This window comes from Limnohabitans sp. 15K, from assembly GCF_002778285.1.
GTDB lineage: Bacteria > Pseudomonadota > Gammaproteobacteria > Burkholderiales > Burkholderiaceae_C > Limnohabitans_A.
In genome coordinates this window covers 104,959-118,110 of the sequence record NZ_NESM01000005.1, presented here as the reverse complement: position 1 = coordinate 118,110, position 13,152 = coordinate 104,959, and the positions used below count along the sequence as shown (strand labels likewise).

The 13,152-nt window shown below is 59.1% G+C and carries 13 protein-coding genes; 2 read left to right on the top strand and 11 right to left on the bottom strand.

What is annotated here, in order from left to right; translation table 11 throughout:
* Nucleotides 1-66: 66 nt before the first annotated feature.
* Nucleotides 67-1,236, top strand: coding sequence for an ATP-binding protein (locus B9Z40_RS15215; RefSeq protein ID WP_100174212.1), 1,170 nt, complete (start codon nucleotides 67-69; stop codon nucleotides 1,234-1,236).
* On the opposite strand, the gene B9Z40_RS15210 is transcribed toward B9Z40_RS15215, so the two are convergent.
* From B9Z40_RS15210 to B9Z40_RS15160, 11 genes are all read right to left on the bottom strand, one after another.
* Nucleotides 1,223-2,470: an FIST N-terminal domain-containing protein gene (locus tag B9Z40_RS15210; RefSeq protein ID WP_100174211.1), complete on the bottom strand. Its 1,248-nt coding sequence runs from the start codon at nucleotides 2,468-2,470 to the stop codon at nucleotides 1,223-1,225. The genes B9Z40_RS15215 and B9Z40_RS15210 overlap by 14 nt on opposite strands.
* Complete coding sequence (locus tag B9Z40_RS15205; protein ID WP_100174210.1) at nucleotides 2,467-3,228, bottom strand: PhaM family polyhydroxyalkanoate granule multifunctional regulatory protein; 762 nt, start codon at nucleotides 3,226-3,228, stop codon at nucleotides 2,467-2,469. The genes B9Z40_RS15210 and B9Z40_RS15205 overlap by 4 nt, the downstream gene beginning before the upstream one ends.
* 46 nt (nucleotides 3,229-3,274) lie before the next feature.
* Complete coding sequence (locus tag B9Z40_RS15200; RefSeq protein WP_100174209.1) at nucleotides 3,275-4,369, bottom strand: sulfate/molybdate ABC transporter ATP-binding protein; 1,095 nt, start codon at nucleotides 4,367-4,369, stop codon at nucleotides 3,275-3,277.
* Between the two features lie 23 nt (nucleotides 4,370-4,392).
* On the bottom strand, nucleotides 4,393-5,301 hold the full coding sequence (gene cysW, locus B9Z40_RS15195; protein WP_100174208.1) for a sulfate ABC transporter permease subunit CysW: 909 nt from the start codon (nucleotides 5,299-5,301) through the stop codon (nucleotides 4,393-4,395).
* The gene (gene cysT, locus B9Z40_RS15190) at nucleotides 5,298-6,161 is read right to left on the bottom strand and encodes a sulfate ABC transporter permease subunit CysT (protein WP_100174207.1); all 864 of its coding nucleotides are present in this window, start codon (nucleotides 6,159-6,161) and stop codon (nucleotides 5,298-5,300) included. Before cysT ends, cysW begins: the two co-directional genes overlap by 4 nt.
* A 9-nt stretch (nucleotides 6,162-6,170) precedes the next feature.
* A complete protein-coding gene (locus tag B9Z40_RS15185) occupies nucleotides 6,171-7,163 on the bottom strand; it encodes a sulfate ABC transporter substrate-binding protein (RefSeq protein ID WP_100174206.1) in 993 nt (330 codons plus the stop codon).
* A gap of 134 nt (nucleotides 7,164-7,297) precedes the next feature.
* Nucleotides 7,298-8,308, bottom strand: coding sequence for a sulfate ABC transporter substrate-binding protein (locus B9Z40_RS15180; RefSeq protein ID WP_100174272.1), 1,011 nt, complete (start codon nucleotides 8,306-8,308; stop codon nucleotides 7,298-7,300).
* A gap of 208 nt (nucleotides 8,309-8,516) precedes the next feature.
* On the bottom strand, nucleotides 8,517-8,987 hold the full coding sequence (locus B9Z40_RS15175) for a copper chaperone PCu(A)C (RefSeq protein ID WP_100174271.1): 471 nt from the start codon (nucleotides 8,985-8,987) through the stop codon (nucleotides 8,517-8,519).
* A gap of 33 nt (nucleotides 8,988-9,020) precedes the next feature.
* On the bottom strand, nucleotides 9,021-9,563 hold the full coding sequence (locus B9Z40_RS15170) for a YcnI family protein (protein ID WP_100174205.1): 543 nt from the start codon (nucleotides 9,561-9,563) through the stop codon (nucleotides 9,021-9,023).
* 12 nt (nucleotides 9,564-9,575) lie between these two features.
* Nucleotides 9,576-11,900: a TonB-dependent receptor gene (locus B9Z40_RS15165; RefSeq protein ID WP_100174204.1), complete on the bottom strand. Its 2,325-nt coding sequence runs from the start codon at nucleotides 11,898-11,900 to the stop codon at nucleotides 9,576-9,578.
* A gap of 72 nt (nucleotides 11,901-11,972) precedes the next feature.
* Nucleotides 11,973-12,335, bottom strand: a complete 363-nt coding sequence (locus tag B9Z40_RS15160) for a DUF2946 family protein (RefSeq protein ID WP_100174203.1) — start codon at nucleotides 12,333-12,335, stop codon at nucleotides 11,973-11,975.
* 104 nt (nucleotides 12,336-12,439) lie between these two features.
* Here B9Z40_RS15160 and B9Z40_RS15155 point away from each other — a divergent pair, with 104 nt between their 5' ends.
* Entirely contained in the window at nucleotides 12,440-13,090 is a 651-nt protein-coding gene (locus B9Z40_RS15155; protein ID WP_100174202.1) for a glutathione S-transferase, read from the top strand.
* Nucleotides 13,091-13,152: the final 62 nt, after the last annotated feature.

The window sequence follows — 13,152 nt, the reverse complement described above, 5'->3', positions numbered from 1 at the left end:
GGGAAAACACAAGCTTTCAGCATTTCATCCTTGCAAATCATGGAATGAAACTCCATAATTGCAAGGATGTTTAAACGCCATTTACAAGCTTTACTGAGTGAAGAACTCCAGTTTTCACCGGCCGTGGCCTTGCTCGGCCCCCGGCAGGTGGGCAAAACCACCTTGGCACTGGAAGTGGCGCGCAACATCCCACACGTCTATCTCGACCTGGAATCCGAACGGGATCGCAGCAAGCTGGCCCAAGCCGAGTTGTATCTGGAAAGTCATTTGGACAAGCTGGTGATTCTGGACGAAGTGCACCGGGCACCGGGCTTGTTTCCGGTGCTGCGCGGCTTGATTGACCAAGCCAGGCGAATGTGCCAGACATCCGGGCAGTATTTGTTACTGGGCTCGGCCAGCCTGGATGTGCTGCATCAATCGGGGGAAACACTGGCCGGTCGTACCGCTTATCTGGAGCTTGGCACCTTGAATGTGCTGGAGACGGGGCAGGAAACCACGGACGCCTTGTGGCTGCGGGGTGGTTTTCCGGAAAGCCTGACCGCTCCCAGCGATGACCGCAGCCTGCGCTGGCGAGAAAATTTCATCCGCACCTATCTGGAGCGGGACATTCCTCAATTTGGGCCACGCATCGCCGCTGAAACACTGCGCCGCTTCTGGACCATGCTGGCCCACCATCAAGGCGGCATGCTCAACGTGGCCCAGCTGGCACGCAATCTGGGTGTAGATGCCAAAACAGCGCAAAGTTACATCGACCTGTTGTGTGACTTGCTGCTGGTGCGTAGGCTCGCTCCTTGGTACACCAACACCGGCAAACGCTTGGTCAAGGCCCCCAAAATCTATGTGCGTGACAGTGGTCTGGTGCATGCGCTGCTGAACATCGAGTCCAAAGAAAGTTTGCTTTCGCACATGGTTGTGGGCGCCAGTTGGGAGGGGTATTGCATTGAAACCCTTCTGGCTTGCGTGCCTGCGGGTGTCACTGGCTACTTTTACAGAACGAGTGGTGGCGCGGAAATTGATTTGCTACTGGCCTGGCCGGGCGGTGAACTCTGGGCCATCGAGATCAAACGCAGCAGCGCCCCCAAAGTGGAGCGCGGCTTTCACAGTGCCTGCAACGATCTGAAGCCCAGCCAAAAATGGGTGGTCTACCCGGGACAGGAGTCCTACCCCCTTGCGTCAGACATTCAGGCCATTTCGCTGCATGGCCTGTGCCAGAAACTGAGCCTCAATCGGTCGTGAACACCGTCAGCACCCCGGTGTAGCCATACAGCTGCTTGCGCGCAATCTCGCCAGCGGCAAAAAACCCCACCAGCGGCACATCGCCCAAGGCATGTCGAATGATCTGCATCTCGGCGCTGGGCCCGCCAAAGTGCGGGCCACCGCGCCCGGTGCAGCTCACGTAGACTGCGCCCGCAATGCGCTGACCTGCTTGGGGCACCGTGGGCACCGGGTCGTCGCTCAGGGCGTTGATGGCCTCGATGGACAGCATCTCGGGTTCCAACGCTTCGCGGATTTCGGCGCACACCCGCACCAAATCGGCGCGGGCCGCTTGGACATCGCGCTTGCAAAACGTGAGCAGCATGCCGGGTTCCAGGTGCTCGGCGATCGCGACACCTTGGCGCAAAGGGTCCAAGCCAATGATGTGGCGCACCCGCACATCGCTGCCCAAGTTGCCCGCTCGGCCCACGCCCGAATGCCCGGGTGCACTCAAGCCCACCAGCGTAGAGCGAACCACCGCAATGGCTTTTTGTGGGTCTTTCAGACTGATGTTGAGGTCACTCAGCAGCGCATCCAGCGCAGGATCACCTGCCAGCTTGAGGACCACATGGCCTTCGGATTCGGTGATCTCTCTCTCGGGCGCTACCGGCTGGCAGCCCTGCGTGACGCGCGACAACAAGGCCACATCAGGCGCAAATGCCACACCGCTCAAGCCACCTTCCAGCACACCGCCGTGCACCTCTTGGCCGCCAGCGTCTTCGGCCCGCACCGCAAACTGCACACTGCGGGTTCGGCTGGCACTGAGGCCCCCAAACAAATAGCCTTGTTGCGTGCGTTCAGCCATCTCGCCAATCAGCTCGGCCAAATCGGGCGTGTTCGGGTCGGCATGCACCAAAGCGGCATCGGCCCAACCCGAAGGCAAGGGCGAGACACCCGAAAACACGCGGTATTGCTCTGGCGTCAGGTCGCACAACATGAGCGCCATGGCGGGTTCGTCAAAGTACTCGGCGTTGTTCACCGCCACACCAATGCCCACGGTGCCCGCCCAATCGGGCACCTGGGGCAAGGCCTGGCGCAGGTGGTCCAGCAGGGCTTGCGCTTCGGGTGCGTAGTGGTCGGTGATGTAAAGCAGCCCCAAGCGGGGCTGGCTGGCGTAGTCGGGCAAGCTCATTTGGGCCTGCAGCTGGGCCAGCACCAAACCTGCAGCCATGCGCCACTGGGGATGGGTGGCGTGACCGTAGGGGAAAAGCTTCATGGTGTTTTGCGCTTAGAGACGGCCTTGCGGGGCGCAGATTTGGCGACCGGTTTGGTTTTGGCCGGAGTGGCTTTTTTTACCGTAGATTTATTTGCTGTGGGGTTTTTAGCAGCAGCCTTTTTGGCTGCCGGGGATTTGGCACTGCCTGCTGCCGTGCTGGCACCCTTGGCCGTCATGCCCGTCTTCAGTGCTTCCGCGGCCACGTCTTTGACGGCGGCAGCGGCAATGTTTTGAAACTGCTGGGTCAATGCGCCCCACCACTGCATCGGATCGACGGCGGGTTTGGCCGAAGCTGACCCAGCAGATGGGGGTTCTGGCTGATCAGGTGCCGACTGAACGGGTTCTGGCTCCGGTGCAACTTTCGGTGCAACGGGTTGTGGCGCGGCAGCCTGCGGCTCAGGTGCAGGTGACGGTGCAGATGTGGATCCGGGCGCTTTTGCTGTGAAGGCCTTGGCCAAATCCGCCATGCTCACATTCATGGTCTGCAGTGTGGACAGCGTCATCTTTTGCACTTCCATCGCCTGGATGGTGGCCTTGAGCGCTGTGGTGTTTTGCTCGAGCCAAAACAGCACCGACTTCAACTCTTGAATGCGTTTGTCAATGTCTTCGATGCTGAGCGTGGGCGCCACCCAGCTGGCCATACCGGGCATCCCAGCGGCCGCAGCGGGCTGGGCTTGGGCTGAGGTTTTGGACAGATTTTGTAAAAAGTCAAAGCCCGGCACAAATTGGCCAAAACCAAAGGCAGAAGGTTCGCTCATGGCAGTTCCTTGGAAAGTGTTCTGCAAAGCTTACCCGAAGAGTCTTTTACCCCTCCACAAACACCCTCGCCTTGCGCGGTGTCAGCACCAAGGTTTCGCCTTCTTTGAAGTCCTGTTGGCGGTATTGCGATGCCGACAGCTGGGCTTCGATGATGGCGTCTTTGCCAAACATGCCTGCTTCCACGGGCTCGAGCTCCAGCCGGGCCACAGGTCCCACCACGATGGCGCGGGTCAGTTTGGCCACAATGCCCGTGTTGGCAGCACCCGGCGTGTAGCGGGTCACATCCAGGTCGTGTGGACGCACATAGGCAAAAGCCTTGGCGTCTTGCACTTGGCCATGTTCCGGCGTGTCCAAACGAATGGCGTGTTGGTCGGCACCGATGAGCATTTCGCCTTCGTGCGCACGGCCATGGAACAGGTTCACATCGCCCAAAAAGCCATACACAAAAGGGCTGGCCGGGTGGTCCCACACATCTTGTGGCGAACCGATCTGCTCGATGTTGCCTTTGTTCATCAGCACCACGCGGTCGGCCACTTCCAGGGCTTCTTCCTGGTCGTGCGTCACAAAAATGCTGGTCACATGCAACTCGTCATGCAAGCGGCGCAACCAGCGGCGCAGTTCTTTGCGCACCTTGGCATCCAAGGCACCAAAAGGCTCATCCAGCAGCAGCACTTTGGGCTCCACCGCCAAGGCGCGGGCCAAGGCAATGCGCTGGCGCTGCCCGCCCGACAGCTGTGAGGGGTAGCGGTCAGCCAACCAATCAAGCTGCACCAGGCCCAGCAACTCGTGCACTTTGCGTTTGATTTCGGCTTCTGGTGGGCGCTCTTTGCGCGGCTTGACGCGCAGGCCAAAGGCGACGTTCTCGAACACCGTCATGTGGCGGAACAAGGCGTAGTGCTGAAACACAAAGCCCACTTGGCGCTCGCGCACATGCACATGCGTCGTATCAGCACCACTGAAGGCGATGGTGCCTTGGTCGGCTGTTTCCAGGCCCGCGATGATGCGCAGCAGCGTGGTCTTGCCGCAGCCCGATGGGCCCAGCAGCGCGACCAGTTCGCCCGACTCGATGTCGAGGCTGACATTGTTCAGCGCAGTGAAGTCGCCAAACTGCTTGTTGACGTTACGGATTTCGATGCTCATGGTTCAAATGCTTTCCGTCGGGTTCAGACGAGGGCGTCAGGGGTCGATGCCAAAGGACGCTCAGGGGGCGTGTCGGCCGAGGCTTTCATGTCTTTTTCGTGCTGCCACTCGATCACCGACTTGATGAGCAAGGTGACCAGCGCCAGCAAGGCCAGCAAAGACGCCACGGCAAAGGCCGCCACCGACTGGTACTCGTTGTACAAAATTTCTACATGCAGTGGCATGGTGTTGGTTTGGCCGCGGATATGGCCCGAGACCACCGACACCGCACCAAACTCGCCCATGGCCCGGGCATTGCACAAGATGACACCGTAAATCAGGCCCCACTTGATGTTGGGCAGCGTCACATACCAAAAGGTCTGCCAGCCTGTGGCGCCCAACACGATGGCGGCTTGTTCTTCGTCATTGCCTTGCGCTTGCATGAGCGGAATCAGCTCGCGTGCAATGAAAGGAAAGGTCACAAACACCGTGGCCAAAATGATGCCAGGCACGGCAAAAATGATTTTGATGTCGTGGGCCTGCAACCAAGGTCCAAACCAGCCCTGCGCACCGAACATCAGCACATAAATCAGACCGGCCACCACGGGCGAGACCGAAAACGGCAAGTCCACCAAGGTGGTCAGCACCGACTTGCCTTTGAACTCGTATTTGGCAATGGCCCAAGCGGCCGCCACACCAAACACCAGGTTCATGGGCACCGCAATCGCAGCGGTGATCAGCGTCAGGCGAATGGCCGACCAGGCATCGGGCTCCTTGAGGGCTTCGAGGTAAGCATCCAGGCCTTTGCGCAAAGCTTCGGTGAACACCGCCGCCAAGGGCAAAACCAAAAACAAAAACATGAAAGTCAGGGCCAGCCCGATCAGGCTGTAACGGATCCAGCGAGCCTCGGTGGTGCCCGCCTGGACTTTCTTGGAGGTCATGGCGGTGCTCATACGGGTGCTCCTGATCGGCGGCGTTGCCATGTTTGCAAGGCGTTGATGATCAACAGCAAGACAAAAGAAAAGACCAGCATGACCAAGGCCACCGCAGTGGCCCCTGCGTAGTCGTACTGCTCGAGCTTGCCGATGATGATGAGGGGCGTGATTTCAGAAATCATGGGCATGTTGCCCGCGATGAAAATGACCGAGCCGTATTCCCCAATGGCCCGCGCAAATGCCATGGCAAAGCCGGTGAGCAGCGCAGGCGCGATCGACGGGAAGATCACCTTGGTGAAGGTCTGCCAGCGCGTGGCGCCCAGACATGTGGCGGCTTCTTCGAGCTCTTTTTCAGTGTCTTCGAGCACAGGCTGAACGGTTCGCACCACAAACGGCAGGCCGATGAAAATCAGCGCGATCACCACGCCATTGGGGTTGAAGGCCAGCACAATGCCCAGCGGCTCCAGGTATTGACCGACCCAGCCATTGCCCGCCAAAAGCGCGGTCAGCGAAATGCCCGCCACTGCCGTGGGCAAGGCAAAGGGCAAATCCACCAGCGCATCCACGATCTTTTTGCCGAAAAAGTCGTACCGCACCAGCACCCACGCCACCAGCAAGCCAAACACCACATTCACCAGCGCGGCAATCAGCGATGCGCCAAAAGTCAGTCGGTAAGACGCCATGACCCGTGGGCCGGTGACGGCGGTGACGAACTGGTCCCACGTCAAGGTGAAGGTTTTGAAGACCAGCGCCGACAGGGGGATCAGCACGATCAGACTCAGATAAAAAATCGTGAAGCCCAGGGTCAAATTGAACCCGGGCAACACCTTGGCTGGCGCCCGCCGTTTGGCTGGCGCCGCAATGGGCAATGCGGTCATGGGAGAAACTTATTTGACGGTGTAGAGCTTGTCGAACTGACCACCGTCGTTGAAATGCACCTTTTGGGCATCTGCGAAAGAGCCGAACACCTCGTTCACGGTGAACAGCTGCAAAGGCTTGAAGGTCTTGCTGTGTTTCTTCAACACCGTTTGCGAACGGGGGCGCAGCGCATGCTTGGCCGCGATTTCTTGGGCTTCTTCTGAATAGAGGTAATCCAGATAGGCCTTGGCCAACTCGCCTGTCCCTTTTTTGGCCACAGTTCGTTCCACCACGGCCACGGGGTTCTCCGCCACGATGCTGATGGACGGGTGCACGGCATCGACCTTGCCCGCACCAAATTCATTGTCCACCGACACCACTTCAGATTCAAACGTTACCAGCACATCGCCTTGGTTGCGTTGCAAGAAGATGGTGGTGGCGTCACGCCCGCCTTTGGCCAACACGGGGACGTTCTTGTACAGCTTGCTCACGAATTCGGCCGCGTCTGCATCCGAGCCGCCCTTCTTCTTCACATAGCCCCAGGCCGCCAGATAAGCCATGCGGCCATTGCCACCGGTTTTGGGGTTGACCACGATCACCTTGATGCCGGGCTTGATTAGATCGTCCCAATCCTTGATGCCTTTGGGGTTGCCGTTGCGCGTGAGGAACAGCATGGTCGAAGTGGTGGGCGATGCGTTTTGCGGGAACCGCTTGTTCCAGTCTTTGGCCACCAAGCCGGTGCTGGCCAAAAAGTCCACATCGGTGGTGGTGTTCATGGTCACCACATCGGCGTCCAAGCCGTCGTTCACAGCGCGAGCCTGTGCGCTGGAGCCGCCATGGGCCTGGTCAATCTTGATGTCCTTGCCCGTGGTCTTTTTGTAATGCGCCACAAAAGCGGCGTTGTAGTCCTTGTAAAACTCGCGCGCTACGTCATACGAAGCATTGAGCAGGGTCTGGGCGCTGACCGACAGACCCGACAGGGCCAAAACCGTCGCCAAAGTGATGCGGGAGAGTTGTTTCATGCGGTGTCCAATCGGTTGCAAATAAAACGGAAGAGCGCGATTGTGGAAGTCTTGCCTTTAATCTCAAACGAATCATTTGTAGTTTGCTTATATGGATATCAAGATATAGAGACCCATTTGCAAACCGCAGCCGATCATTTCTTGGTGTAAATCTGGTCGAAGCTGCCGCCATCGGCAAAGTGGGCTTTGTCGGCTTTTTCCCAGCCGCCAAAGGCCTGGTCGATGGTGAACAGGTTCAATTTGGGGAACTGTTTGGCGTATTTGGCCTGGGCCTTGGGCGAGATTGGGCGGTAGAAGTGTTTGCCTGCGATGTCTTGGCCTTCGTCGGTGTAGAGGTATTCCAGATAGGCCTGGGACACAGCGCGGGTACCTTTGCGGTCCACGTTTTTGTCGACCACGGTCACAGCGGGCTCGGCCAGGATGCTGATGGAGGGGTACACCACGTCCACCTTGTTGCCGAATTCTTTTTCCAACAAGTTGGCTTCGTTTTCCCAAGAGATGAACACATCACCCTGGTTGCGCTGTGCGAAGGTGATGGACGAGCCCCGGGCACCCGTGTCCAGCACCGGCACGTTTTTGTAGAGTGCGGCCACAAAGTCTTTGGCTTTGTCGTCACTGCCCAATTTGCGCTTGGCGAATTCCCAGGCGGCGAGGTAGTTCCAGCGGGCACCGCCCGATGTTTTGGGGTTGGGTGTGATGACGCTGATGCCGGGCTTGACCAGGTCGTCCCAGTCTTTGATGCCTTTGGGGTTGCCTTGGCGCACCACCAGCACGATGGTCGAAGTGTAGGGCGAGCTGTTGTGCGGCAGACGCTTTTGCCAGTCTTTGGGAATCAGGTTGCCGTTTTTGTGCAGCGCGTCGGTGTCACCGGCCAGCGCCAGCGTGGCGACGTCGGCATCCAGGCCGTCGATGATGGAACGGGCTTGTTTGCCCGAGCCACCGTGCGACTGCTTGAAGCTCAGCTCTTGGCCTGTTTTGGCTTTCCAGTGGGCGGCAAAGGCCTTGTTGAATTCGACGTACAGCTCGCGGGTCGGGTCATAAGACACGTTGAGCAGGCTGACAGGGGCTTGGGCCTGGGCGCTCAGCGCGGTCAAGCCGATAGCGGCGAAGGCCAGGAGATGGAAAAAGCGGCGATGGGTTTTCATGAGGATCCAGAACATTCGCATCAGAATTTGATGGAATGGATTCTGGAAGCCAACCTTTAAAACTCAAAGAACTGTTTTGTCATTTTCAAATGACTTAACCATCTATAGAGCGCTTGGGCTATGAAAAACCCAGGCATCGGCCATCCCAAAGATCACCGCTTAAGCTGAAATCCGCGCCCTGCGCTTTCGCACCTCAAATGGGTGCAGGTCAATGCTTGTGCTGTCCGTGTGCCGCCTCTTGCGGCATGCCCGAACTCACAGGCACCGTGATTTGCTGCTGGGTTTCCACGCCCTTGGCGTCTTTGAAGGTCAAGGTCAAAGCCAAGCTGCCGTCTTTCATCAGCGGGGCCTTCAGGTCCATCAACATCAGGTGGTAACTGCCGGGTTTGAGTTCAACCGCTTGTTTGGCGGGCAAGTCCAGCGCAGGCAGGGCACGCATTTTCATGACACCACCGTCCATTTTCATTTCATGGATCTCGGCCACGCCAGCCACAGGGGTGGACACTGCCACCAGTCGGGTGGCCTGGGGTGCGGTGAGCTTCATGAAAGCCCCTGTGGCTTTTTGGCCCTGCACCGTGGCACGCGCCCAGGCGCCATCGACCTTGACCTGAGCAAAGGTGGTGCTGGCGGCGAACAAGCCCAGTAAAAGCCATGCGGCTTGTTTGAATGTCTTTTGCATCGTTTTCTCCATCAGTGAGGTGAATCGGTTAGGTCAATGGGCGTGCGCACCTGCGCCAGCCGAAGGCATGATTTCCAGCGCGGCAGCAGGCGACTTCAGGTCATGCAGCTTTTGCCCTGCTTTGGGGATGTCAGTCCAGTCGTTGCGGCCCTGTTCGCACAACTGTTGCACAGGCCAATACATCATGCCCGCCTTGCTGGGCAAAGTTCCCACCAAGACAAATTCGTCGTAATGGCCGTTGGGCAGCATGTCTTCGGCGGTTTTGGCGGTCCAGCTGATGCGCGTCACGTCTTCGGTGATGCTGCGGCCATGGCTGGTGTAAGGCTGCGCCAGCTTCTCGCGGGTGACCTCCAGCCGCCAGCCCGCCTTGGGCATGGGCTTGGCGCCCTGCACGCCCGCAGGAATGTCCACCAAGATTTGCCTTGTAGGTGATGCACCGCAGCCGTGGCCCACCTTGAATGTGGCTTTGTAACTTTGACCGGCTGTGGCCACTTGGTATTCGAGCACAGTGTGTGCCGAAGCCGCGCCGCCTACAACGATGGCAGCGGCCCCAATGACTTTGAAAAATGTGTTCATGACCGTTCCTTGTTAAAAGTTCGCTTTCAACTCAGCCGTGTAGCTGCGCTGAGGGTAGGGGTGGAAATTCCAGTACTTGTTGTTGTTCAGGTTGTCGATGCCAAAGGCTGCGACCAACTTGGGGCTGATCTGCCAACGGGCACGCACGTCCACCGTGGTGAATGGGCTCACGCCCATGTAGGAGTAACCATTCACGTCCGAGTTGTTGAGCGTGCGGAACTGCTGCCCACTGTGGCGCACGGCCACAGAACTGGTCCAGGCGGCATTCCAGCGGTACGCCGCCAACAAAGTCGCTCGCCACTTGGGGATGTTGGGCTGCATTTTGCCCAGGGTGTCACCGGGCGTGGCCACAAAACCCTGATTGGCCTGGATCAGCGAGTCGGCATAGGTGACGCTGCCCGTCAGGTCCAGCCCCGGCAAACCCAAACCGTTGACGGTAAAAGCGCCCTCCAAGCCACGGGTCTGGATGCGGTCCACGTTTTGAACACGGCTGATGGTGCGGTTGCCTGCGGTCGCGTCAATCACCGATTGCGAGTAGATGCCGTCTTGTGTGTCTTCGGCAAATGCAGTCAGACGCCACTGGGCTTTGTCCAGGTTCTTCTCGTAGCTCAGCTCCTGGGTCCACGATTTTTCAGGACGCAGGTTCGGGTCGTTGATGTACTGCGAGTTGGTGGTGGAAGTGGCCCCGTACAACTCGTTCACGGTGGGCATGCGCACCGCACGGCCCACGGCGTATTTGACAAAGGCGTCCTCTGCCACCTTTTTGGACAAGGCCACTTTGGGGGACAAGTGGTTCTCACTGCGGTCCGCAAATGCTTGGCTGCTGCTGGCAGAGAAGCGCGTCAAACCTTGTGTGGCGCTCCAGTGTTCCGCCCGCAAGCCCAGTACGGCGCGCCAGTCAGGGGCAAAGCGCCAAGTGTCTTGCGCGTACAGGCTTTGCAGCTGGGTGCGGCCGCCCACTTCACTCGCCACGCTGCCCGCAGCGTCGGTGGTCCAGTTGCCGGCCATGTTAGAGGTCAGGTAACGGAGTCTGTAGCTGTCTTGCTGCGCGCCAAAATCCACAACGTGCTCGCCTTTGGGTCCTTGCGGGCGCCAAGTGCCCCGCAAAGCCAGGTTGTTCCAACCCGTGCCCGAGCCGTCGGCGATGGTGCCCGCGCCGCCTGTTGCGGCGTTGGGCAGGGTGTTGCTGCCAGCATTCTGGCGCTTGGTGTCCGAGCCATAGTCGTACAAGCTGGCGGCCACTTCCCAGTCGAAGGTGCCTTGCGTGCGGCTCTTGACCGAGAGGCCATGCAGGGTGTGGGTGAGCTTTTCGTTGGTCAGGGGCAAGTCACCGCCGTTGAGCGCCGCGTAGCTGCGGCCACCGATGTTGATGATGCCGCTGGTGACCGACTGCCCTGCGGCGTTCGTCAGATAAGACTGTGGTCGGCCTTCAGACGTGTTTTGCCAGATGCCCAGCGAGTAAGTGGCACGCACGGTGGGGGTGAAGTCATAAGCGACTTTGACCTTCGCATGGTCCTGCACCGTGTGGTACTGCGTGGCCGCACCCAAGATTTGCCAGGGCACATTCGCACTGTTCAAGCCTGCAACTGCACCCGTCACCGCCGTGCCTGCCGAGCCCACGGTACCTGTGCTCACAGTGCGCGTGGCAAAGGTCAGGGGCTGGCCCTGGCTGTCGGTGTGGTTCAAGTTGACAAACCACGACCAGTCGCCCGAGCGGCTGCCCAAGGACGCGCTGGACTGCCAGCCGCCATAAGTGGCATGGGTGTTGTACAGGTCAAAGGGTTGGTGGGCGTAGCCCACTTTGACCGAGCCTTCGAGTTTTTCGGGCATTTTGGTCGTGTACTCGACCACCGCGCCCACCGAGTTGCCTGGGTAAGCCGCAGAAAACGGGCCGTACATCACGTCCACACGCTCGATTTCTTCGGGGGTGACCATGCCCCAGCGCGGCGGAAAGCTCAGGCCGCTGACGCCGTTGCCCAAATAATTGCTCAGCAAAATGCCGTCGGCATACACCGCCGAGCGGGTGCTGTTGCCTGTGCCCGAGGCGCGGCTGGACAAGATGGCGTGGTTGTAGTCGCCGTTGTAGCGCTTGCGCACCAAGAGGCTGGGGAAATACTTGAGCGCATCTTCGCTGTCGGTGGCGTTGATGTTCTGCTCGATCTGCGCGGCCGTGATGCCCTCCATCGTGGCCGGAATCTGGGTGGGCAGGGAGGTGGGTTGCTTGCTGACGATGGTGACCACGCCCACTTCTTTGCTGGGGGCGTTGTCGGCTGATTGGGCGGAGATGACGAAGGGGTAAGCCAGGGCCAGGCCCAAGGCGATGCGGGTTTTGCGCATGAAAATTCCTGAAAACGAAACACGAGCGACGCGGCCAAGCGGATCTCACCGCGGCGGCGACAAGGCGAAAGTTCAGGAAAGTGCAGGCGGGCCGCGCGGCGGCAGCGGGGTGCCGGTCAGCCAGGCGATGTGGGCCGACGGGATGGGGCGCAGGGCATAGGCCAATGCGTCCAAAGTTGGCGTGCTGGCCACTTCAGGTGACGGCGGGGTGCCGATCTGGCTGCACAAAGGACATTCCATGCCGCCCGAGGCGATGGGCGTGTCGCTCGCATCGTCCAACACCATCTTCATGCCGCCCATGGCCGAGCAGACCATCTGCGAAGTCTGCGGCTTGACCAGGGGCGAGGCCACAGCCACCCCGATGAACAAAGCAAACCACACCAGCACGAAGCGGGTGATGAGGTGTGCGTTGCGCAGGGTTTGCAGGCTGGACATGCCAGAAATTATCCCATGACCCGCCCGCCGTCATCTGCGTGACCCCCCAAAGCGCCGCCTGTTGCTAAGCTTTTGCCACGATAAACACCCTTGGAGAACCCCCCATGCTCAAACTCTGCGGCTTTGCTGGCAGCAACTACCACAACAAAATCAAACTGGCCTTGCTCGAAAAAGGCATTCCATTTGAAGAAGAGTTGGTCTGGGTTGGCGAGACCGACCCTGTGGCCAGTCCTTTGGGGAAAGTGCCCTACTTCAAGACCGAAGATGGCGCGATGTGCGAATCGGCCGTGATGCTGGAATACATCGAGCAAAAATACCCTCAAAACCCTTTGGTGCCTGCAGACCCCTTTGCCGCATCCAAGGTGCGCGAGTTGGCACTGTTTTTGGACCTGCACCTGGAATTGGTCGCTCGCAACCTCTACCCCGAAGCGTTTTTCGGCGGCAAGGTGAGCGACTCGGTGAAAGAAAAAGTCGGCGCTCAGCTCGAGAAAAACATCGCTGCTTTTGCCAAGCTGGCCAAGTTCTCGCCCTTTGTGGCGGGCGACAGCCTGACGCTGGCCGACTGTGCAGCCGTCACGCACTTTCCCTTGATCTCAGGCGCCACCAAGCTGGTTTACGGCAAAGACTTTTTGGCTGAACTGCCTGCCCGCGATTACCTGAAAATGATGGGTGAGCGGCCGCACATGCAAAAAGTGAACGCCGACCGCAAAGCCAATATGGAGTTGATGATGGCCCGCATGAAGGCCAAAAGCTGAGTCTGTGCGGCTGAGCACCTGATGCGGATCTACCCCGGCCCGTGGCTGACGTCACGCGGCAG

Coding starts and splice junctions, on each gene's coding strand:
- B9Z40_RS15215 (WP_100174212.1), top strand. CDS start 67: ATGTTTAAACGCCATTTACAAGCTTTACTGAGTGAAGAACTCCAGTTT.
- B9Z40_RS15210 (WP_100174211.1), bottom strand. CDS start 2,470: ATGAAGCTTTTCCCCTACGGTCACGCCACCCATCCCCAGTGGCGCATG.
- B9Z40_RS15205 (WP_100174210.1), bottom strand. CDS start 3,228: ATGAGCGAACCTTCTGCCTTTGGTTTTGGCCAATTTGTGCCGGGCTTT.
- B9Z40_RS15200 (WP_100174209.1), bottom strand. CDS start 4,369: ATGAGCATCGAAATCCGTAACGTCAACAAGCAGTTTGGCGACTTCACT.
- cysW (WP_100174208.1), bottom strand. CDS start 5,301: ATGAGCACCGCCATGACCTCCAAGAAAGTCCAGGCGGGCACCACCGAG.
- cysT (WP_100174207.1), bottom strand. CDS start 6,161: ATGACCGCATTGCCCATTGCGGCGCCAGCCAAACGGCGGGCGCCAGCC.
- B9Z40_RS15185 (WP_100174206.1), bottom strand. CDS start 7,163: ATGAAACAACTCTCCCGCATCACTTTGGCGACGGTTTTGGCCCTGTCG.
- B9Z40_RS15180 (WP_100174272.1), bottom strand. CDS start 8,308: ATGAAAACCCATCGCCGCTTTTTCCATCTCCTGGCCTTCGCCGCTATC.
- B9Z40_RS15175 (WP_100174271.1), bottom strand. CDS start 8,987: ATGCAAAAGACATTCAAACAAGCCGCATGGCTTTTACTGGGCTTGTTC.
- B9Z40_RS15170 (WP_100174205.1), bottom strand. CDS start 9,563: ATGAACACATTTTTCAAAGTCATTGGGGCCGCTGCCATCGTTGTAGGC.
- B9Z40_RS15165 (WP_100174204.1), bottom strand. CDS start 11,900: ATGCGCAAAACCCGCATCGCCTTGGGCCTGGCCCTGGCTTACCCCTTC.
- B9Z40_RS15160 (WP_100174203.1), bottom strand. CDS start 12,335: ATGTCCAGCCTGCAAACCCTGCGCAACGCACACCTCATCACCCGCTTC.
- B9Z40_RS15155 (WP_100174202.1), top strand. CDS start 12,440: ATGCTCAAACTCTGCGGCTTTGCTGGCAGCAACTACCACAACAAAATC.